The 19,817-nt window shown below is 67.5% G+C and carries 17 protein-coding genes; 8 read left to right on the top strand and 9 right to left on the bottom strand.

The window, feature by feature from the left end; translation table 11 throughout:
• Positions 1 to 35: 35 nt before the first annotated feature.
• From JC616_RS15410 to tssB, 3 genes are all read right to left on the bottom strand, one after another.
• Positions 36 to 533, bottom strand: coding sequence for an Hcp family type VI secretion system effector (locus JC616_RS15410; RefSeq protein ID WP_048409970.1), 498 nt, complete (start codon positions 531 to 533; stop codon positions 36 to 38).
• A gap of 65 nt (positions 534 to 598) precedes the next feature.
• Positions 599 to 2,077: a type VI secretion system contractile sheath large subunit gene (gene tssC, locus JC616_RS15405; protein WP_227104086.1), complete on the bottom strand. Its 1,479-nt coding sequence runs from the start codon at positions 2,075 to 2,077 to the stop codon at positions 599 to 601.
• 35 nt (positions 2,078 to 2,112) lie between these two features.
• Positions 2,113 to 2,658 (bottom strand): type VI secretion system contractile sheath small subunit, encoded by a 546-nt coding sequence (tssB, locus tag JC616_RS15400; RefSeq protein WP_081545015.1) that lies wholly within the window; start codon positions 2,656 to 2,658, stop codon positions 2,113 to 2,115.
• Positions 2,659 to 2,939: 281 nt separating this feature from the next.
• Between tssB and JC616_RS15395 the strand changes: the two genes are divergently transcribed.
• The 6 genes from JC616_RS15395 to JC616_RS15370 all read left to right on the top strand — a co-directional run bounded on the left by JC616_RS15395 (position 2,940) and on the right by JC616_RS15370 (position 11,539).
• Positions 2,940 to 3,395 (top strand): hypothetical protein, encoded by a 456-nt coding sequence (locus tag JC616_RS15395; protein ID WP_227104085.1) that lies wholly within the window; start codon positions 2,940 to 2,942, stop codon positions 3,393 to 3,395.
• A gap of 24 nt (positions 3,396 to 3,419) precedes the next feature.
• A complete protein-coding gene (tssK, locus tag JC616_RS15390; RefSeq protein WP_227108596.1) occupies positions 3,420 to 4,766 on the top strand; it encodes a type VI secretion system baseplate subunit TssK in 1,347 nt (448 codons plus the stop codon).
• The gene (locus tag JC616_RS15385; protein ID WP_107799787.1) at positions 4,756 to 5,520 is read left to right on the top strand and encodes a DotU family type IV/VI secretion system protein; all 765 of its coding nucleotides are present in this window, start codon (positions 4,756 to 4,758) and stop codon (positions 5,518 to 5,520) included. The genes tssK and JC616_RS15385 overlap by 11 nt, the downstream gene beginning before the upstream one ends.
• Positions 5,517 to 9,368: a type VI secretion protein IcmF/TssM N-terminal domain-containing protein gene (locus JC616_RS15380; protein ID WP_107799786.1), complete on the top strand. Its 3,852-nt coding sequence runs from the start codon at positions 5,517 to 5,519 to the stop codon at positions 9,366 to 9,368. Before JC616_RS15385 ends, JC616_RS15380 begins: the two co-directional genes overlap by 4 nt.
• A gap of 31 nt (positions 9,369 to 9,399) precedes the next feature.
• Complete coding sequence (gene tssA, locus JC616_RS15375) at positions 9,400 to 10,500, top strand: type VI secretion system protein TssA (protein ID WP_227104083.1); 1,101 nt, start codon at positions 9,400 to 9,402, stop codon at positions 10,498 to 10,500.
• A gap of 502 nt (positions 10,501 to 11,002) precedes the next feature.
• Positions 11,003 to 11,539: a GNAT family N-acetyltransferase gene (locus JC616_RS15370; protein ID WP_227104081.1), complete on the top strand. Its 537-nt coding sequence runs from the start codon at positions 11,003 to 11,005 to the stop codon at positions 11,537 to 11,539.
• 117 nt (positions 11,540 to 11,656) lie between these two features.
• Here JC616_RS15370 and JC616_RS15365 read toward each other — a convergent pair whose 3' ends face one another.
• The 4 genes from JC616_RS15365 to JC616_RS15350 form a co-directional block, all read right to left on the bottom strand.
• A complete protein-coding gene (locus JC616_RS15365; RefSeq protein WP_107799783.1) occupies positions 11,657 to 12,328 on the bottom strand; it encodes a hypothetical protein in 672 nt (223 codons plus the stop codon).
• Between the two features lie 256 nt (positions 12,329 to 12,584).
• Positions 12,585 to 13,946, bottom strand: coding sequence for an alkaline phosphatase (locus tag JC616_RS15360; RefSeq protein ID WP_227104079.1), 1,362 nt, complete (start codon positions 13,944 to 13,946; stop codon positions 12,585 to 12,587).
• A 188-nt stretch (positions 13,947 to 14,134) separates the two neighbouring features.
• Positions 14,135 to 15,583, bottom strand: coding sequence for an alkaline phosphatase (locus JC616_RS15355; RefSeq protein WP_227104077.1), 1,449 nt, complete (start codon positions 15,581 to 15,583; stop codon positions 14,135 to 14,137).
• A 276-nt stretch (positions 15,584 to 15,859) separates the two neighbouring features.
• Complete coding sequence (locus JC616_RS15350; protein ID WP_227104075.1) at positions 15,860 to 16,174, bottom strand: DnaJ domain-containing protein; 315 nt, start codon at positions 16,172 to 16,174, stop codon at positions 15,860 to 15,862.
• Between the two features lie 200 nt (positions 16,175 to 16,374).
• On the opposite strand from JC616_RS15350, the gene JC616_RS15345 reads away from it, so the two are divergent.
• Both JC616_RS15345 and JC616_RS15340 read left to right on the top strand, forming a co-directional pair.
• Positions 16,375 to 16,821 (top strand): GNAT family N-acetyltransferase, encoded by a 447-nt coding sequence (locus JC616_RS15345; RefSeq protein WP_227104073.1) that lies wholly within the window; start codon positions 16,375 to 16,377, stop codon positions 16,819 to 16,821.
• Positions 16,822 to 17,138: 317 nt separating this feature from the next.
• Positions 17,139 to 17,768 carry a LysE family translocator gene (locus JC616_RS15340; protein ID WP_107799778.1) on the top strand — a complete coding sequence of 210 codons (630 nt, stop codon included), beginning with the start codon at positions 17,139 to 17,141 and terminating at the stop codon, positions 17,766 to 17,768.
• A 190-nt stretch (positions 17,769 to 17,958) separates the two neighbouring features.
• Here JC616_RS15340 and JC616_RS15335 read toward each other — a convergent pair whose 3' ends face one another.
• Both JC616_RS15335 and JC616_RS15330 read right to left on the bottom strand, forming a co-directional pair.
• Positions 17,959 to 18,807, bottom strand: coding sequence for a glycoside hydrolase family 16 protein (locus JC616_RS15335; RefSeq protein ID WP_107799777.1), 849 nt, complete (start codon positions 18,805 to 18,807; stop codon positions 17,959 to 17,961).
• A gap of 159 nt (positions 18,808 to 18,966) precedes the next feature.
• Positions 18,967 to 19,494, bottom strand: coding sequence for a hypothetical protein (locus tag JC616_RS15330; protein WP_227104071.1), 528 nt, complete (start codon positions 19,492 to 19,494; stop codon positions 18,967 to 18,969).
• Positions 19,495 to 19,817 lie beyond the last annotated feature (323 nt).

The following is a 19,817-nucleotide window of genomic DNA, read 5'->3' as shown; positions in this document are numbered from 1 at the left end:
TGTGCTGATGGGCTTCCGCGGCGGATTCAATCGACTTATTTGGAGTACTTGTTGGCGGCCAGGTCCCACACCGCGGCGGCGTTGCCGTCCTTGGCGCCGGTGTCTTTCTGGGTGGTCAGCTCCCACTTGATCTTGGTGAAGTTGAGCGAGAGGTTTTCCACCGGCTTGCCGCCGGTGCCGCCGCTGACGCTGACATTGGACAGGATGGCGTTGGTCAGGGTGTAGACGATGTAGGGCAGCACCTTGCCGCTGCTGTCGGCCGCGTTGCGGCCGATGGTGATCTTGACCTCGGGGATGTTCTTGCCCTGGCAGCAGTAGGCGTTGAGTTCCGGCGTGGATTTGTCGGTGAACTTGGTCAGGCTGAATTCGCCGATATGCGGCTTGCCGGAGGTGCGTTCGGTGTTGCTGACGTCGTTGGTCACCTGCATGGCCACGTTGTGGCTGTAGGACAGCACTTCGATCTTGTCGGTGTAGCCTTCCAGCTTGCACTCGCCCTTGATGTCGCTGCCCAGGTCCAGAATGATGGCGTCCATTGCTATGTGTTCTCCGTGTTATGAGAAGTATTGGGCCCGCCGCGCGGCGGGCCCTTGGTGTGGCGTCAGGCGGCGGCCGGCGGCGGCAGCTCCGCCACCAGGCGGATGGACGCGGTCAGCTCTTCCAGCTGGAAGTGCGGGCGCAGGAAGACGGTGGCGCGGTAGGCGCCGGGCTTGCCCGGCACTTCGGTCACGTCCACCCGCGCTTCGCGCAGCGGGTACTGGGCTTTCACTTCCTGCGGCGCGTTGTCGTTGACCAGCACGTAGTCCGCTATCCAGTTGTTCAGATAGGTTTCCACATTGTCGCGGGTCAGGAAGCTGCCGATCTTGTCGCGCATGATCACCTTGATGTAGTGGGCGAAGCGCGAGGCGGCCAGCACATAGGGCAGCATCGCGGAGATGCGGGCGTTGGCGTTGGCGGCGTTGGTGTTGTAGACCTTGGGCTGGTTGGCGCTCTGGCCGCCGAAGAACACCGCCAGATCGGTGTTTTTCTTGTGGCACAGCGCGATGAAGCCCAGGCCGTCCAGTTCTTTCTCGCGGCGGTCGGTGATGGCGATCTCGGTCGGGCATTTGAGCGCGATGTCGCCGGACACGGTGCCGAAGGTGTGGGCCGGCAGGCCTTCCACCGCGCCGCCGCCTTCCACGCCGCGGATGGCCGCGCACCAGCCGTATTTGGCGAAGGCGTCGGTGATGCGTTGGCCCAGCGCGTAGGCGGCGTTGCCCCACAGGTATTTGCCGTGGTCGGTGCCGTTGACGTCTTCCACGTAGTTCATGCCCTCGGTGGGCTTGGTGTCCGGGCCGTAGGGCAGGCGCAGCAGGATGTGCGGCAGCACCAGGCTGACGTAGCGGGAGTCCTCGCTGGCGCGGAAGGAGCGCCATTTGATCAGCTCGGCGCTTTCAAAAGCCTTGGACAGGTCGCGCGGCACCGCCAGTTCGGTGAAGCTGCTCATGTCGAACAGGCGCGGGCTGGCGGCGGAGATCAGCGGCGCGTGCGCGGCGGCGGCCACATTGGACAGCTTCTCCAGCAGCGCCACGTCCTGCGGATGGCGGCCGAATTCGTAATCGCCGATCAGCAGGCTGATGGGGTGGCCGCCGAAGGTGCCGTACTCTTCCTCGTAAATCTTCTTGAACAGCGCGCTCTGGTCGAATTCCACCGCCTTTTCCAGATCGTTCTGCAGCTCGTCCTTGGTGGCGTTGAGCAGGCGCAGCTTCAGGCGGCTGCTGGTTTCGGTGTTCATCACCAGGAAGTGCAGGCCGCGCCAGGAGGCTTCCATCTTCTGCACCTCCGGGTGGTGCAGGATGTTGTTGAGCTGCTTGCTCAGCAATTGGTCGATGATGGCGATGCGGTGGTTGATCATGGCCACGGTGTCTTTGTCGATGGCCATGCCTTCGTCCAACACCTGGGTGGCGAATTCGGACAGCAGGTCCTTGGCGTACTCCTGCTGGATGTCGTCGTGGGCCATGCGGCCTTCCTGGATGATGCGGTCCAGCAGCGACAGCGAGGCGGCGTCGCCGCTGGGCGCTTCGGCTTGGGTCTTAGCCATGAGATGTCTCCGGTATCAGGGGGGCGGGCGGGGCGTCAGGCGGCCGGCGGCGCGTCCGGCGCCGGGGCGGCTTCCGCGGCGGCCGGGGCCTCCGGGCGGGCGCTCTTGATCTTTTGCAGTTCCTCGGTGTTGGCCACCACGTCCTGCAAGAGCTTGTCCAATTCGTCGTTGCCGTCCAGCTTGGTCAGCAGGTCGCGCAGCTTCTGGCGCGCCTCGTACAGCCGGCGCAGCGGGGTGACTTGCTTGACGATGTTGACCGGGTCGAAGTCGTCGAAGTGGTTGAACTTCAGCTCCACATTGAGCTTGCTGCCGTCGTCGGACAGCGCGTTGTCCACCTGGGCGGTGACGCGCGGCGTCAGCGAGGCCAGCACGGCGTTGAAGTTGTCGCGGTCTATCTCCACGAAGCGGCGCTCGCTGAGCTTGGGCAGCGGCTGCTCCTGCTTGCCGGCCAGGTCCGCCATGATGCCTACCACCAGCGGCAGCTCCCGTTTTTCCAGGGCGTTGCCGATTTCCACGTCATACGTGATTTGCACGCGGGGCGGACGAATCCGGTCCAGCTTGTGCTGTGTGCTCTCTGCCATAACAGACCTCGATCGGTTGGGAAGCTGGGGACGCCGACGGCGGGCCGCGTATCCGGTCCGCTTGGGCGAAACTGCATGATTGTCAGACCATTGTTGCCCGGCCGGGCCTGGTCGTTCTTTTCCATTGAAGCCGGCTCAAGCCGCCGCATGGAAGCCCTTTTTGCTGACAAATGCTTGCAACTTGCATTTTTCAATGACCATGGCTTAACAATTCCTATAGAACTGTCGGCGTTTTTTTGCCAATATTATTTGCAATGGATAATGGCGTCGGGGTGATGCGGATGCGCAACGGGTATCTGGCTGGGCTGTTCTGCGCTTTGGCTTTGGGCTTGGGCGGGTGCTCGTCGCTGGGCTTCGGCCCCTCGGTCAAATTGCAGGCGGCCACGCTGGACGTGGTCAGCATGGCCAACGACGACACGCCGCTGGCGGTGGACTTCGTCGCCGCCAAGGACCCGGAGCTGTACAAGCTGCTGCTGGGGCTGCCGGCGGCCAAGTGGTTTGAGCAGCGCGAGCAGCTGCTGCGCGACTACCCGGCGGATCTCAAGGTGTGGGAGCTGGAGCTGGTGCCGGGCCAGCATCTGGAAACCGAGGACGTGCCGATACGGGGCGAATCCGCGGCCGGCCTGCTGGTGTACGCCAGCTACGCCGGACCGGGCATGCACCGGCTGAGCCTGGACGCGCGCAAGAAGGTCTGGCTGCGCTTTGAAAGCAAGAATATGCGGCTGATGGAGCCGTAGCGGGGGGAGAGCGGTTTGAAAGCAGTGCCACAGGCGGTGTGTTGGTACGAGGGGATGCAGTTGCTGCCCCAGCATTTTCAATGGCAGGCGCTGAGGGCGGACGGGGTGTCCGCGGCGCTGGCGGCGGCGGCCCAGCCGCTGTATTGGGGCGTGCTGGAGCTGGAGCTGGACGAGGCGGCGCTGGCCGGCGGCGTGGCGCGGGTGTCCGCGCTGGAGGCGGTGTTGCCGGACGGCTTGCCGCTGCGCTTCGACGCCGGCGACGGCGCGGCGCTCAGCTGCGACGTGACGGCCGCCGCGGCGGAGGCGCCGGGCCGCACGGTGACGGTTTACCTGGCTTTGCCGCCCCTGTGGCGCGCCGGCCGGCTGGACCCGGCCGCCGGGCGTTTCCGCTCGGAAAACAGCGAGGCGGTGCCGGATTTGAGCAGCGGGGAGAACCCGGCCAGCCTGACGCTGTGGCGGCCGGACATCCGCCTGGTCACCGAGGCCGAACGCGCCGACATGATCTGCCTGCCGCTGTTGCGCATCGCCCAGCAAGGCGGCGGCTTTGCCCGCCGCGCCTACGCGCCGCCGTCGCCGCGGCTGCTGCCGGACAGCCTGCTGGGGCGCAAGGTGGCGGCGCTGTGCGCCAAGGCGCGCGAAAAATGCGTCTTCCTCAGCGGACGTCTGCGCCAGGCCAAGGAGGCCGGCAAGGACGACGACATCGACGAAATCCGCCGCCAGCTGGCGGCGCTGTGGGCGCGGCTGCCGGAGACGGAAGCCGCGCTGGGCAGCCGCGCCGCCCATCCGGCCGCCCTGTTCGGCCTGCTGGCCGGCATGGCCGGCTCGCTGACCGCGCTGGACCCGGGCGCCGGCGCGCCGGTGTTCCCGGCCTTCAACTACCAGGAACTGCTGGCCAGCTACGAGCCGCTGCTGAACTGGCTGTCCGCCGCGCTGGACCGGGTGCGCGCCGGTTACCGCAGCCTGCCGTTCAACCGCGACGAAGAAGGTTTCTGGATCGTATTGCCGGAGGCCGCGCGCGACAGCGGGCGCTTGATCGTGGGCCTGCGCATGCCCGGCGGCGCGCCGGATTCCGCCGCTCAGCAATGGCTGGGCCAGGCCATCATCGCCTCCGAATCCCATGTGGCCACGCTGGCGCGCCAGCGCATGCGCGGCTTGTCCTTCCAGCCGCTGGACCGCGCCGAACAAGTGGCTTACAGCGTGGGCGACGACACCCGGCTGTTCGCCGTGCTGGCCAACGGCGACTGGCTGCAAGCGGATCAGCCGCTGAGGATGACGCTGCCGGCCGGCGGCGCGGCGCTGGAGCCGTGGGAGGCGCTGCTCTTCGTCGCGGACCCGCGCGAGGACGCCGATGGAGAACGCCATGCTGGATAGCGCGCTGTCCCAGCCGCTGGGGGCGCTGGCGCAAGCGCCGCTGAGCGCCACTTTCGAAGACGCTTACGCCGAATGGCTGCAAGTGTTCCGGGAACTGGCCGGCGGCGGCCACAAGGCCGAAACCGCCGCCGAACTGGCGGCCGAGCAGGGCGGGCTGCTGGCGCGGCGCTTGAGCCGCGCCGCCGGCGCGCGCGTGGGCGCGGCCGGGCAGAGCCAGATCGAGGCCTTGCAGTATCTGTTCGTCGCGCTGATAGACGAGCGGCTGTTGTTCGAGGACTGGCCGGGGCAGAGCCTGTGGCAGGCCACGCCGCTGGAGCAGCGGCTGTTCGGCAGCCGCGCCGCCGGCGACAAGGTGCCGGCGCTGATCGAGCGGGTCTTGCGCGAGCGCGATCCGGCCGGGCGCGATCTGGCCAATGTCTGCCTGCAAACGCTGACCCTGGGTTTCTACGGCCGGCTGCGCGGGCCGGGCGGGCTGGCCCAGCACGAGGAATGGCGGCGCGAGCTGTTCGCCTTCGCCTACCAGCGGGACGCCGACATCCGCAGCCTGGCGCCGGCGCTGGAGCGCAGCAGCAATGTGCCGCCGCTGCGGCTGACGGTGCGGCGCATGCTGCCGGACGGCTTCCGGCTGGCCGTGGGCGTGGCCGCCATCCTGGTGGGCATGTCGGTGGTGGGGCACGCGTTCTGGCACGACATCGTGTCGCGGGTGGAGCCCATGCTGTACCGCGGGGCGGACGGGGACGGGCAGAGCAAATGACGATACAGACCCTAGCCGGCATTGTGCTGCTGACCCTGTTGATCCTGCTGGCGCTGGCGGCGCTGATCTGGTGGCTGCGGCGCGAGGCCGATCCGGCGCGGCGCAGCTTCCGCGGCTCGGTGCGCCGCTTCGAGCGCGAGATCGGCGCGGAAGACCGCTACCAGACCCCCTGGGTGCTGGCGGTGGGCGACCGGGTGCGCAATGTGGAGGCCTTGTGCGCCTCGCTGCAGCTGAAGAGCGAGGGCGAGGCCAATTGGTTCGGCCGCTGGTGGTACGGCGGGGACGGCGCGGTGCTGGTGATACCGGACGATATGTTCAGCCATCCGGAAGGCGCGCTGGCGCCGCTGTCGGCCTGGCGGCGGCTCTTGGGCGTGCTCTTGCGCAGCCGCGCCGCGCGGCCGCTGGACGCGCTGATCTGGACCGTGTCCGCCGGCCAGCTGTGGAGCGAGCACCTGGCGGTCAGCGCCGGCCTGGCCGCGGCCAAGAAGTTTTCCGATCTGCAAAGACGGCTGGGCCTGAGCCTGCCCATCTATCTGGTGGTGACCGAGACCGAGCAGGCGCCGGGCTTCCTGGAGCTGGCGCAGGCGCTGCCCCGCGAAGCGCGCGACGCGATGCTGGGCTGGTCCTCGCCCTACGCCGCCAGCGCCGCCTATCAATCCGACTGGATAGAACAGGCTTTGACGCGGCTGCGGCTGACCCTGAGCGAAACCATAGCCGAATTCGGCGCCCTGCAAGGCGGCGTGTCCACGGACCTGTACCTGCTGCCGCGCAGCTTCGAAGCGGTGCGCGCCAATCTGCAGGCGTTGTGCGATCCGGTGTTCCGCGGCAACGCGCTGGGCGAGGCGCCGCAGTTGCGCGGCATCTACTTCACCGGCGCCCAGGCCGCGCCGCAGGACGATCTGGAAGAAACCGTCGCGCCGCCGGCGCTGCCCCTGTTCGCCGGCCGGCTGCTGCGCCAGCGGGTGCTGGCGGAGCAGGGCCTGGCCCAGCCGGTGCCGCGCATCCTGCGGCTGCGCCAGCGCTGGCACCGCTGGACCCTGGCCGGCATGGGCTTGTTCGCCGCCCTGTGGCTGGCCGGCATCAGCTGGTACTGGCACGCGGCCACCGACGACGCCGACGCGCTGGGCCGCCAGCTGCGCATTCTGCAACTGGACCGCGGCGGGCCGCGGCCGGAACTGGGCAACGACGCGGCGGCGCGGCAAAGCGTCGCCGCCTTCTGGCGCGCGCTCAAGGACGCGCCCTCGCGCCGTTTCGGCACCTTGCTGCTGCCCACCTCGCTGATGTCCCCGGTGGACGGCCGCATCGACGACACCATCGAATACGCGCTGCGCCGCTCGGTGATGCTGCCCTTGCAACAGCGGCTGCTGCGCGACGCCGAACAAGTTCGGCGCTTGGGCGAGGCCGGCGCGGACAGCGTCAGCGACGACACCGCCGCGCCGGAGAAATGGCCGGCCTATCTGCTGGCGCGGCAACTGGCCGGCGACGCGGTCAAGCTGGAACAGCGCGTCAACCAGTTCAACCACGCGGTGCGCGACGGCAACACCACGCTGGACGAGGCGGCGGAGCTGGCCAACGGCCTGTTCGGCCTCAGCCTGCGCGCGCCGCAGAACGCCCAGCGCGACAATCTGCGCCGCATCCTGCTGTCCAGCGATCAACTGGTGGCCGCGCCGATCGACCTCTCCAAGATCCGGCCGCAGGTGGGCGAACACTTCAGCGGCCTGATGCAAGCCTGGCTCGGCCAGCTCTACACCAATCAGACCTTTGACCTCACCGCCCAGCAATTGCAGAAACAGCTGCTGATGCTGGAGTCCGGCCAAGGCAACTCCTTGCCGGAACTGGACAGCGTGGCCGGCCATATCGGCCTGCTGCAAAGCCTGGTCAACGCCACCAACAGCGCCTGGAGCCGCGCCGCCGGCCAGGACTTGGTGCCCGGCTACAGCGCGATGCTGGACGGCGCGCGCCGCTCCAGCCTGATAGGGCGCGACGCGGTGGCGCGGGTGGTGGACCATTCCGCGGTGGCGCGCCAGGAATTCCGCAAGCGCTGGCTGGGCGGCGTGGGCGCCAGCTCGGCGCTGCTGGCGCAAGGGCCGTCCGGCGGCCTGGAGCTGCAGGACCAGGTGCTCAAGCTGAACGTGACCCTGGCCTCGCTGCTGAAGCAGGACTTCGTCGCCAGCGCGCGGGCGCAGGGCGAAAGCGGTCCGACGGCGGGCGGGCTGGCGAATATGGACGCCGACGCGATGACGGCGGCGCTGCGTCATTACGACGGCTATCAGAAATACCTGGCCGGCAGCGCCGGCCAGATGCCGCCGGCCTACCGCAAGGGCCTGGAGCGCGCCTTGCAGGACAGCGCGGCGCGGGCGATGTGGGCCGCCCTGAGCAGCCGCCGCGCCGAGCCGTCGGTTGGCCTGAACGGCGGTTCCATCGACGAGGGCAACGCCTTCGACGCCCAGGCCAAGGCCGCCACCCCGGTGCTGGCGGCGCTGGACGAACTGGCCCAGCCCGCTTTCCGCGACAGCGTGCTGCGCGAGATGGACCGGCGCGCGCTGCAATCCTTGCGCCACGCGGAGCGCAGCCTGCAAGGGCTGGGCTTGTACCAGCCGCTGCAGGGCAGCTTCCGCTGGTGGGACGGCTCGCGCAACGCCGGCGCCCGCGCCTTCCGCGCCGGCGGCGCGCGCGAGCTGCAGCAATACCTGGGCGCGCAGCTGGAGCTGGTGGGCAATCTGACCCAGGCCCAGGCGCCGGCGCTGAGCTGGCTGGCCTCGCACAAATCCTCGTTGCCGGTCAGCGACCAGCAATTGCAGCAACGCTGGCAAAGCGCCGCCGTCGAACTGCGCCACTACAAGGAAAAGGCCGCCAACAGCGCGCCGGCGGTGCTGGAAACCATGATCGTCAAGGATTTCAACGAGATGGACGTGGGCAATTGCCGCGCGGTGCTGGACCAGGTGGAGCTGCCGGCCGCCGGCAACGTCTTCTCCGACCGCGCCCAGACCCTGGTCAGCCTGGCCAGCGACCGCTGCGGCGCGCTGCGCACCCAGGCCGGCGCCGCCGCCTACCAGAAGCTGAGCGCCTTCTTCAATCAATACCTGGCCAACCGCTTCCCCTTCGCCGCCAAGCTGGCGGCGCCGGACGCCGCGCCGGAACGAGTGGCGGAATTCATGCGCCTGATGGACGACAGCGGCGGGCTGGCGGCCGCCGGCCTGCAGGACCTCAAGTCCGGCCAGGCTCAGGCGGCGCGGCGCTTCCTGGACGCGGCCAAGGCGGCGCGCGCCTGGCTGGGCCCGATGTTCGCCCGCGAGGGCGGCGGGCCGTGGCAGGGCGTGGACGTGGAAGTGCGCTGGCGCACCGACCGCGAACACGAACAGGCGGCGGACCAGGTGATCGAATGGACGCTGGCCAGCGGCGGCCAGCGCCTGCGCTACCCCGGCGGCGACGGCCAGCGCCTGCACTGGAACATCGGCCAGCCGGTGACGGCGACCCTGCGCTGGGCCAAGGAATCGCAACAGGCGCCGGTGGAGGATTCGACGCAAAGCGGGCTGACCGTGTTCGACCGGCTGGCCAGCTGGAACTACGGCGGACAATGGGGCTTGCTGCGCTTATTGCGCGAGAACAATTCGCCGCTGCGCACCAATAGCGTGGAAGGCGTCAACGACGTGGGCCTGATGCTGGCGCTGCCGGTGCGCAACCCGGCCTTGCTGGGCAACGGCGACGCGCAGATGTTTTTGCGGCTGACCTTGCAGGCGCCGGGCGGCAAGAGCGGCCTGGCCGTGGCCAGCCTGCCGTACGCCGCGCCGCCGTCGCCGTTCCGCGCGGCCGCCAATCCGCGGCTGGCCGCGATAGAGGGCAGCTGATGCGCGCTTTGAACACCTTGAGGAAACGGCCATGAGCGCCATGTCGCGTCTGGAAACCCTGTTGCAACCCATCGCCGCGGACAATCCCGGCGGCGAGCCGCTGCGCTACGCGCCGGAATACGACCAACTGCGCGAACTGCGGCGCGAGGACGATCCCAGCCTGCCCGCCGGCATCTGGGAAAGCGATTTGAAACGCGCGGACTGGTCCGGCGTGGAGCGCCTCGCCTCCGCGCTGCTGGCCGAGCGCAGCAAGGATTTGATGGTGGCCGGCTGGCTGGGGGAATCCTGGCTGCACCTGCTGGGCCTGCCCGGCCTGGAAGCGGCGCTGGCGTTGAGCGCGCAGTGCTGCGAGCAGTATTGGGACAGCCTGCACCCCTTGCCGCAGCAAGACGATCTGAGCTTTCGCACCGGCCCGCTGGAATGGCTGGCCAAAACCTACGCCGCCACGCTGGCGGCCCAGGTGCCCTTGCTGAACGCGCCGCCGCCGCAGGAGCGGCAGCCGCTGACCCTGCGGCAGTGGCAGGACCTCAACCGCCGGCTGCTGGCCGGCGGCGACGAGGGCAAGCTGGAGCGTGAACAGGCGCGCCACGAGCAGCAGAAGCTGAACGACTGGGTGCGCGCGCTGCCGCCGGCCGCGCTGGAGGAGAGCCGCGGCGCGCTGGCGCGCAGCCGGCAATGGCTGGCGCGGCTGCAGAGCTGGTGCGACGAGCGCATGGGCGCGGACGCGCCGTCCTACGCGCCCTTGAGCCAGACGCTGGAGCAGGCGGCGCAAGCCTTGCAGGAGCTGGCCGTCCTGCATCCCGGCCCGCCGCCGGAGCCGGAAGCCGCCGCCGTCGACCAGGCCGAAACCGCCGCGCCGCCGGCCCTGGCCGAAGCCGGCCACGGCGCGCCGCCGCCGGCGTCCGCGCCCGTTTTCGCCCAGCGCGAGCCGCAGGGGCGGGAGGACGCTTACCGCCAGTTGCGCGGCATCGCCGATTATCTGGCGCGCACCGAGCCGCACAGCCCGGTGCCCTATCTGATCTACCGCGCGGTGGAGTGGGGGGAGAAGCCATTGCGGGAGCTGCTGGCGGAGCTGATAGACAGCGACGCCGAGGCGCGGCGGTTGTGGTCCCTGCTGGGGGTGTTGCCTTAGAACCTGTTTACGATCTGCTGCGCGTCGGCGATACGGCGTTGAAACCGAGCTCAAAATGCTCATGTACCACGAGTACACTCCGCTTTTTCGCTCGTTTTCGCCTTGTCTCGCCTTAGCTCGCGAGATCGTAAACACGTTCTCAGAACCTGTTTACGATCTGCTGCGCGTCGGCGGGATGGATAGAAAGGGGCGTTGAAACCAAGCTCAAAATGCTCATGTACCCCGTGTACATTCCGCTTTTTCACTCGTTTTCGCCCTGTCTCGCCTTAGCTCGCGAGATCGTAAACACGTTCTCAGAGCCTGTGCAAAGTCTGCTGCGCGTCGGGGATACGGTGTTGAGAACAAGCTCAACATGCTCATTGCCTCTTGTACACTTCGCTTTTTCGCTTGTTTTCGCCTTGTCTCGCCCTTGTGCGCGAGGCTTTGAGCAGGCGTTGAAAAATGGGACTTGAGGCGGAGAAGCCGCCTCCCGCTTGACGAGCATTCAGTGAAGGACGGCCAGATGGCGAATGTGGAGTGGAAGGGGCTGATCATCCGCCGCGCGAGCGCGGCCGACGCGCCCGCGGTATTGGAAATTTTCGATGAAATCATCGCCTGGTTCGTCGCCATGGGCAACGCGGAGCAATGGGGAAGCGAGCCGTGGTCAAGCCAGCCGCGACAAGTGGAGCGGGTGGTCGAGGCGTGCTCGCTGCCGGGAGCGTGGGTGGCGGAGGAGGAAGGCGGCACCGTGTTGGCCGCCCTGGTGCTGGGGGAGGCCATGCCCTATGCGCCGGCCGCGACGGAGCCCGAAATCTACGTGCGCTTGCTGGTCGCCTCCCGCCGCTCCGGCGCGCGGGGCGTCGGCCGGCGTTTGATGGCTTTCGCGGACGAACAGGCGAGGCTGGCCGGCGTCAAGCGCTTGCGCGTGGATTGCTATGGCGGGGGCACGGGGGCCCTGGCGCGTTTTTACGAGTCCTGCGGTTATGAGCGCATCGCCGCATTCGATGTGGACGGCTGGCCCTGCCAGCTGCTGGAGCGCGTTCACGCTCCCGCGAGCTAGGGCGAGGCCGCTTGGGAAAGCGGCTTGCTCGCATGGCGCGCTGCGCCGCGCGCAGCGGACCGCGAACGGACTTCAAGGCCAGGATGCCTGGCCCGGAAGGACGGCGCGGGCAAGGGCTCAGTCCAGCGTGTCCATATAGTCCTTGCCGCGCAGCCGCCCGGTTTGCGCCCAGGGCAGCGGCTGGCCGGCGGCCAGCGGGCGGATCTCCACGCGCATGCTTTCGCGATGGCGGCCGTCCTGCGAACGCGATTCCACCCGCAGCGGCATCGCCCAGCGCGCGCTCCATTGCAATTGCTTGCTGTGGCCCTTGGCGGTTTTGCGATACCAGCGGCTGCCGTCCGCGCCGGGGCTGACGGTGAAGCCTTTCAGTTTTTCAATGTCCACCAGCTGGCTGGCCAGGATCCAGGAGCCGTCGAAGCCCACGTCGCTCCATTCGCGCTGCCCCACTTGCACCAGCAGCCGCTGTTGCGGCAGGGCGAACTCCAGCCGCGGCTGGCCTTTGGCGTCCAGCCAGACGTGGCGGCTGGCGGCGGCGTAGTCGATGTGGTCGTGGCCGTCCTCATGGCCGTGGCCGTCGTCGTGATCGTGGTCGTCGGCGGGGGCGTTCAGCCGTTCGCGCCAGACGTGCTTGCCCTGGCGGGTCAGTTTTTCCCGATAGCGTATGGTTTTTTCCACGCCGTCTTTGCCGATGGTGACGGTTTCGTAGCGGATGGTGGCCACCAGATCCGGCGCGGCGGCGCGCAGCGCCGGGGACAGGGCCAGCAGGGCCAGCGGCAGCAGGATTTTCATCGCGGTCTTTCTTCATACGTAAAAGTAGGCTTGCCCGTGGGCAAGCCGAATGGGGTGCATCCGGGACGGCCGCGCCGGGCCTGGAGCGGCGCCGGCGCGGAGGCGGGGGCTTAGAGCCTGTTTACGATTTCGCGAGCTAGAGCGAGACAAGGCGAAAACGAGTGAAAAAGCGGAATGTACACGTGGTACATGAGCATTTTGAGCTGGTACTCACCATGCAACGCTTCACGACGCGCAGCAGATCGTAAACAGGTTCTTACAGGCCCAGCGCGCTTTTCACCAGGCCGAACACCTTGGTGTTGTCCATCACGCCCTTGAAGCCCTTGGAGCCGGCGCCGCCGGACATCAGCATCACGTCGCCGCCGCCGTGGGTTTCGCTGGACAGGCGGATGCCGGTTTCCTGCTGGTAGTCGTCGCCCATCGCGGTGGCGGAGTCCACCGACACGCGGCTGGCCTTGCGGTTGGGGCCGTTGCCGAACACCAGCGCGGTGTAAGTGGCGCCGTCCGCGTCCTTGGATTCCTTGCCGTCGGCGTAGCCGCGCACGATGTCGTGGATGGGGTTGCCGCGCTTGGCGTAGCCGTTGATGGTCATGGTGTGGTCATGGTCCGCGGTGACCACGATCAGGGTGTTGTTCAGGTCCACCTTGGCCAGCGCGGTCTTGATGGCGTTGTCGAAGGCGATGGTGTCTTCCAGCGCGCGCTTGGCGTTGGTGCCGTGCAGCGCGTGGTCGATGCGGCCGCCTTCCACCATCAGCACATAGCCGTTGCCGTTGCGGGCCAGGGTGTCGATGGCCTTGGCGGTCATGTCGGCCAGGCTGGGCTGGTTCAGGCTGTTCTTCACCCGGTCCAGCTCATAGTCCATGTGGTCCTTGTTGAAGATGCCCAGCAGTTTGTTGCCGGACTGCGGGTTGAAGGCGGCCAGCTCGCTGCCGCTGCTCACCAGGGTGTAGCCCTTGGCCTGCATTTCGGTCAGCAGATTGCGGCCGTCCGGGCGCTTGCCGCCGGAGGCGGTGGGCAGGAAGAATTTGCCGCCGCCGCCCATCAGCACGTCCAGGCCGGCGCCCAGCTTGGCGTTGTAGCCGGCGCCGCCCGGCGCCGCCTGGGCGGCGATGTCGGATTCGGCGTCGCGGTGGCAGACGTGGGAGTAAGTGGCGGCCGGGGTGGCGTGGGTGACGCGGGTGGTGGTCACCGCGCCGATGGCCTTGCCCTTGGCCTTGGCCAGTTCCAGCAGGGTGGTCGCCGGCTGGCCGTTGCTGCTGCCGCAATTGCCGGTGCCGTTGCTATTGGGGTCGATGGCGCGGGTGTCGGCGGACATGGAGATGACTTCGTTGTTCATCTTCACGCCGGTCATATAGGCGGACATGGACGGCGCGCTGTCGGTGGTTTGCGCGTCGTTGGAGAAGGTCTTGACGCGGGCGGTGCGGGCCAGCTGTTCCATGTTCAGCTTGCCGGCTTCGCCGTATTTGTAGATGCGCGAGGCGGTGACGGTGGTGGGGCCCATGCCGTCGCCCAGGAAGAAGATCACGTTCTTGGCTTCGCCCGCGGCCTGGGCCGGCAGCGCGTGCAGGGCGGCGGCCAGCGCGGCGACGCTGAGCAGCGGTTTCATCATCGGTTTCATTGCGGTTCTCTTGTATGGGTTTATGTAGCGTTTGGGGGCGGCGGCTCAGAACCTGTTTACGGTCTGCTGCGCGTCAGCGATACGGCGTTGAAAATGTCTTCAAAATGCTCGTGTACCGTGTGTACACTCCGCTTTTTCAGCCATTTTCGCCTTGTCTCGCCCTTGCTTGCGAGATCGTAAACAGGTTCTCAGAGCGCGGCCGCTTTCTTCACCAGGCCAAACACGTCGATGTTTTCCAGGAAGCCGTGGAAGGCGTCCGAACCCTGGCCGATGGCGCCGATGTAGACATCGGTGCCGCCGTGGGTTTCGCCGCCGGCCGGCATGCGCACCGCCGCTTCCTGGTGGTAGTCGTTGGCGGACACCACGGCGTCGGTCAGCGCGGCGGCGGCGTTGCGGTTGCCGTTGACGCGGTTTTCGCCGTTGCCGAAACCGATGATGGAATAGGGCATGCCGTCGGCGTCGGTGGCCAGGCTGCCGTTGCTGTAGTTCTTCACCAGGCCCAGCACGCCGGGGTTGCCGGCCGTGGTCTTGCCGGTGCGCTGGGCGTAGCCGTTGAGCACCAGGGTGTGGTCATGGTCCGCGGTCACCACGATCAGGGTGTTTTTCAGGTCCGGATCGCGCTGTTTCATCGTGTCGATGGCGGTCTTGATCGCCTGATCGAAGGCCACGGTGTCCTGCAGCGCTTTCTTGGCGGTGGTTTCATGCAGCGCGTGGTCGATGCGGCCGCCTTCCACCATCAGGAAGAAGCCTTGCTTGTCCTTGCGGTCCGCCAGCATGGAGATGGCCTTGGCTGTCATCTCGGCCAGGCTGGGTTCCTTGGAGGCGTCGCGGTCCAGGTCGTAGCTCATGTGGCTGCTGGTGAACAGGCCCACGGCGCGGGTGGTCTTGGCCGGGTCCAGCGCGTTGAAGCCGGTTTTGTCCGCGGCGTAGCCGTAGCCCTTGGCTTTGAGCTCCGCCACCAGATCGCGGCCGTCGGCGCGCTTGCCGCCGGCGGCCTTGGGCAGGAAGAACTGGCGGCCGCCGCCAAACACCACGTCCACGCCGTCTTGCAGTTTGGCGTTGAAGAGCGCGCCGCCCGGCACCAATTGGGCGGCGATGTCGGATTCGGCGTCGCGGTGGCAAACGTGGGAGTAAGTGGCGGCCGGGGTGGCGTGGGTGACGCGGGTGGTGGTGACCACGCCGGTGGCCTTGCCGCCGGCCTTGGCCAGCTCCAGCAGGGTGCTGACCGGCTGGCCGTTGCCGCTGCCGCAGTTGGAGGTGAAGTCCGTGGTGGGGGATTTGGCCTGGGTGTCGGTGGACATGGAGATGACTTCGTTGTTCATCTTCACGCCGGTCATGTAGGCGGACATGGACGGCGCGCTGTCGGTGACTTGGGCGTCGTTGGAGAAGGTTTTGACAAAGCCGCTCTCCGGCAGCGTGTCCATGGTCAGCTCGCCGTCTTCGCCCACGGAGTAAATGCGGGCGGCGGTGGTGGTGTTGATGCCCATGCCGTCGCCCAGGAAGAAGATCACGTTCTTGGCGGCGGGACGGAGGCCCTGGTTGTTGTTGGCGGAGCCGCTGGCGGTGCCGCCGCTGCTGCCGCAGGCGGCCAGGCCGATGGCGGCCGTCACGGCCAGGGTCAGGCTGAGGATGCGCATGATGTTATGTTCCGGGCATGAAAAAAACCGGCACAGCATAGTGGGCGCATGTTTCGGCCAGGAGAGGGTTTGATGAAGATTTTGTTGCGGGGTCAACCGACGGGCCGGGGCCGGCGTTGGCGGGGCGCGCTTAGAACCTGTTTACGATCTGCTGCGCGTCGTGGAGCCTTACACGGTGAGCACACCTTCGAAATGCTCATGTACCATTTGTACATTCCGCTTTCTCAGCCGTTTTCGCCTTGTCTCGCTTTAGCTCGCGAGATCGTAAACAGGTTCTTAGCGCCGGTCGGCGCACAGCGGCAGCAGCCGCTGATAGGCGGCGTTGATGTCCTTGCTCTTGCGTTCCGCCAGTTCGCGCAGCTCCAGGCCCAGAGCGCTGACCTTGTCCGGATGGTATTCCGCCATCCGCGCCCGGTAAGCGGCTTTCAGTTCTTCCGCGGAGCAGGGCCAGGCGACTTGCAGCACCTGGCAGGCGCGCTCGGTCTCGGAGACGGCGCCGGACGGCGGGGCATCCGGCCGCGCCGGGCTCAGCGCCCGGCGGATCAGCCAGTAGGCCAGCAGGGCAAACAACAGCAGCGCAATCAATCGCATCGATACGGCTCCTTGGCAGAGGGCCGCCCGCGCTTGCGGACGGAATAGCAATATGGAGCGGCTGGCCGGACGCTGGTTCCCGACGCGGGGCCGCGGTGGGTGAACTATGCCGCCGGCGGGCGGTCCCACCCGGCCCGGTTATGTTCTTTAATTTAGAGCCGCCTGCCGATCCGGGGAGGCGGCGGCCCGCAAGGAAGCATATGAGTTCCACCATCCGTCCGGCCGTCCGCGCCGACATCGCCGCGCTGTTCGACATCCGCACCAGCGTCCGGCAAAACCATCTTTCCATCGAGCAACTGGCCGACCTGGGCATCACGCCCGAGACCATCGCCGAAACCATCGCCGCCGCGCCCTGCGCCTGGATCGCGGAGCAGGACGGCCAGCCGGCCGGCTTCGCCATGGCGGACCTGGACGCCGGCGAAGTGTTCGCCTTGTTCATCAAGCCGGCGTTCGAGGGCCTGGGCCTGGGCCGGCAACTGCTGAGCCAGGCCGAGGCCGCGCTGTTTAAACGCCATCCGGTGATCCGGCTGACGACCGACGGCGACGCGGCCATCCGCGCCAACGGCTTTTACCAGCGTCAGGGCTGGCGGCAGGCCGGCCCGGCCGAGGGCGGGGACCTGTTGTACGAAAAGCGGCGCGAGGGCTGAGCGAGGCGCGCCTCCGGCGACGAGACTGAAGGGGCCGGGGGCGTGCCGGATACGCGCGTTCCCGGGCGTCCGGAGGCGCGTGGCGGGCAAGTAAAGAGGGAGCGCTTCTTCTTTAAGCGCATAAGCATAAGCCAATATGCCACTACAGCCGCGCCGGCTTTTATATTATGATGCCGGCTCTGCGTTGTTTGCCGCCCCTGTCCGCATTACCCAGTTCCCTGCTTCATGCCAAGACGCCGCGTTTCGCGCGCCGTCGTCGTCGACTGTTTCCGGGTGGCCGCGCCAAGTCATAGATGATAGCCGTCCTGGAGTTTTGAATGAGTTTCGCCACCTTATTGCTGTACATCGTCGCCGTCAGCGCCGTGATGATCACCCCCGGTCCGTCCATGCTGCTGGCGCTCAACAACGGCGCCAGCCACGGCATGCGCATCGCCAGCTACGGCTTTGCCGGCGCGGTGCTGTCCGATCTGCTGCTGATCGCCGCCGTGGGCTGCGGCCTGGGCGCCTTGCTGCAAGCGTCGGAACAACTGTTTTCCATCGTCAAATGGGGCGGCGCCGCCTATCTGGTCTACCTGGCCTGGATGATGTGGCGCGCGCCCACCCAGGCGCTGGCCGCCAGCGCCCAGAGCGGCGAGGCCAGCGGCCGCGGCACGTTTTTGCGTTCCCTGGTGGTGGGCCTGTCCAATCCCAAGGGCCTGTTGTTCTTCACCGCCTTCCTGCCGCAGTTCATCCGCCAGGACCAGCCGGCGGTGCCGCAATACATGATTCTGGCCGTGGTCACCGCCAGCGTGGACTGCGTGATGATGTTCATCTACGCCTACGGCGGCCGCCACGCGATGCGCACCTTCTCCGCCCGCGTGATGGGCTGGATCAATCGCAGCTGCGCCGGCATGCTGGCGGTGCTGGCCATCGGCCTCAGCCTGTACCGCCGCAGCGATATGAGCTGAGCGCGCCGCTTTGCCTCCATGGAAAACCCGCTGAATCCGGCGGGTTTTTTGATGTGGGCCTATCGCCGGGCGCGACAAAAAGCCGCCCCTGGGGGCGGCAAGAGGACATCGATAGATACAAAGGAGGGGAGGACTTGTTCCTGAACCCTCCGGCCAATATATCCGCCGCCCGTGACAGCGGGATGACGGCTCAACGCAGCGGCGAGGCGGCCGACGCCGGCGCCCGACGGCGCGCGGCGGGTTCGGCGGCGTCCCGGTACACCCGCACATAGTCCACCACCATCTCCTGCGGCCAGCGCGTGGACGCGTCCGGCGCGCCGGCCCAATCCCCGCCCACCGCCAGATTCAGCACGATGAAGGCCGGTTCTTGCAAGGCGCTCCAGCCGTCGCCGCCGTCGGTTTTCATCGTCACGGTCTGATAGAGTTGGCCGTCGACGAAGTAGCGGATCGCCGCCGGCGACCACTCCACGGCGAAATCGTGGAAACGGTCGTTGAACCAGCCCAGATCCGGCGTGACATAGGAGGCCGACGCCGTTTGCACCGTCCCGGCCGGCGCGCCGGGCTTGGGCCGGTGCGCGCTGCCCCAGACGGTGGCGTTTTCCGCGCCGGCCTCGCTGCCCACCATTTCCAGGATGTCGATCTCGCCGTAATGCGCGGGCTGATCCCAGCGCTGGTTCAGCATCCAGAACGCCGGAAACATGCCCTGGCCGTAAGGCAGCTTGATGCGCGCCTCGATCCGGCCGTAGCGCCAGGCGGCCTGGCTGCGCAGGCGCGCCGAGGTATAGTCGCGGCCGCCGTAAGCCTGCCGCCGCGCGGCGATATGCAGCGCGCCGTCGCGCACGGCCACATTGTCCCCGGCGGTGTAGTACTGCAGCTCATGCAGGCCCCACGGGCCGGGGCCGGATTCCAGCCGCCATTTGGCGCCGTCCAGCGCCGCGCCGTTGAATTCGTCCTGCCACGCCAACTGCCAATTGGCCGCGGCTGCGCCGCCGCTCAGCAGCGCCGTAATCGCGGCGGCTGCCGCCATCTTGCTTTTCATCGCTCATCTCGCGCGAGTTTGTCGAGCGCCCAGCATAGCCGGAAGCGAGAGCGGTGCAGCGCGGCCGCGCTTGGCAGTTTTACCAAGCGCGGCCAGGCCCGCGGCTTAGAGCCTGTTCAACGCGGTATCGCCGCAGCGCAGTAGATCGTGAACAGGTTCTTAGGAGCAATTCGAGTTCAGGCTGGGATAGGCGGTATTCAGGATCCACTTGCCCTTGCTGTTCTTGGCATAGCGGAAAGATAGGTAAATGGGCTCCCCGGCGGGAAACGGGGTGGACAGGGTGCAGACTCCGGCCGCGTTCACTGTCTTGCAGGTGCTGGGTCGCGCGCCGGGCCAGCCCTTGGGATAGAGAGTGCCCTCCGGCACGCAATCGGACTCCGCCGCCCGGGTGCCGCATATGGCCGGTTTGGGGCCTTTGGGCCCGGGATAACCCTGCCAGGTGGTGAAGGCGGCCTTGAACTGGTCCCAGCTGTCGAACTGCGATTTGCCCGCCTGGGTGGGTTGGCCGCGGATATGGATGCTGACATGGCCTTCCATCGCGGTGTTGTCCGCCATGGATTTGACGCTGGCGTTCACATCCGGGGTGACGCGGCAATCCGCCGCCTGAACCGGCGCAGCGGACAACAGGCATAGGGTCAGCGCCGTCAGCGCGGCGCCGGAACAGATTGGGAGGAGGCGATTGGGCATGAGGGAATCCTGAAAACGTCGGGCGCGCAGGCCCGATGGGGTTTTTTAAAAGCGGGCGGCTGTAAGTTATTGCGCCAACAGGGCATGACGCGATTTATCGTTGAAGATTAATGCAAAAGGCATTAATGATGCCTGCGCTTTGGGACAGGTGGCGGGCGAGCGCCGTGCGCCGAAGCCTGGCCGAGGAGGCGTCCAGCGTTGGCGGCGCGGCCTTGAGAACGACTTCCGCGCGGGGCGGTTAGGGAGAGGAGTGCTTGGGCGATATTCCGGGGCGGCGGCTGAGGCCGGCCATGCGCCAAGCCGCCGTCTCAGCCGCAAGGCCC

The sequence above is a fragment of the Chromobacterium rhizoryzae genome (genome assembly GCF_020544465.1).
Taxonomy (GTDB): domain Bacteria; phylum Pseudomonadota; class Gammaproteobacteria; order Burkholderiales; family Chromobacteriaceae; genus Chromobacterium.
This window is presented reverse-complemented; position numbering and strand designations above follow the sequence as displayed.

Bases quoted from the DNA above. Each gene is read 5' to 3' on its own strand.
- JC616_RS15410 (WP_048409970.1), bottom strand. From the start codon at position 533: ATGGACGCCATCATTCTGGACCTGGGCAGCGACATCAAGGGCGAGTGC.
- tssC (WP_227104086.1), bottom strand. From the start codon at position 2,077: ATGGCTAAGACCCAAGCCGAAGCGCCCAGCGGCGACGCCGCCTCGCTG.
- tssB (WP_081545015.1), bottom strand. From the start codon at position 2,658: ATGGCAGAGAGCACACAGCACAAGCTGGACCGGATTCGTCCGCCCCGC.
- JC616_RS15395 (WP_227104085.1), top strand. From the start codon at position 2,940: ATGCGCAACGGGTATCTGGCTGGGCTGTTCTGCGCTTTGGCTTTGGGC.
- JC616_RS15385 (WP_107799787.1), top strand. From the start codon at position 4,756: ATGCTGGATAGCGCGCTGTCCCAGCCGCTGGGGGCGCTGGCGCAAGCG.
- JC616_RS15380 (WP_107799786.1), top strand. From the start codon at position 5,517: ATGACGATACAGACCCTAGCCGGCATTGTGCTGCTGACCCTGTTGATC.
- tssA (WP_227104083.1), top strand. From the start codon at position 9,400: ATGAGCGCCATGTCGCGTCTGGAAACCCTGTTGCAACCCATCGCCGCG.
- JC616_RS15370 (WP_227104081.1), top strand. From the start codon at position 11,003: ATGGCGAATGTGGAGTGGAAGGGGCTGATCATCCGCCGCGCGAGCGCG.
- JC616_RS15365 (WP_107799783.1), bottom strand. From the start codon at position 12,328: ATGAAAATCCTGCTGCCGCTGGCCCTGCTGGCCCTGTCCCCGGCGCTG.
- JC616_RS15360 (WP_227104079.1), bottom strand. From the start codon at position 13,946: ATGAAACCGATGATGAAACCGCTGCTCAGCGTCGCCGCGCTGGCCGCC.
- JC616_RS15355 (WP_227104077.1), bottom strand. From the start codon at position 15,583: ATGCGCATCCTCAGCCTGACCCTGGCCGTGACGGCCGCCATCGGCCTG.
- JC616_RS15350 (WP_227104075.1), bottom strand. From the start codon at position 16,174: ATGCGATTGATTGCGCTGCTGTTGTTTGCCCTGCTGGCCTACTGGCTG.
- JC616_RS15345 (WP_227104073.1), top strand. From the start codon at position 16,375: ATGAGTTCCACCATCCGTCCGGCCGTCCGCGCCGACATCGCCGCGCTG.
- JC616_RS15340 (WP_107799778.1), top strand. From the start codon at position 17,139: ATGAGTTTCGCCACCTTATTGCTGTACATCGTCGCCGTCAGCGCCGTG.
- JC616_RS15335 (WP_107799777.1), bottom strand. From the start codon at position 18,807: ATGAAAAGCAAGATGGCGGCAGCCGCCGCGATTACGGCGCTGCTGAGC.
- JC616_RS15330 (WP_227104071.1), bottom strand. From the start codon at position 19,494: ATGCCCAATCGCCTCCTCCCAATCTGTTCCGGCGCCGCGCTGACGGCG.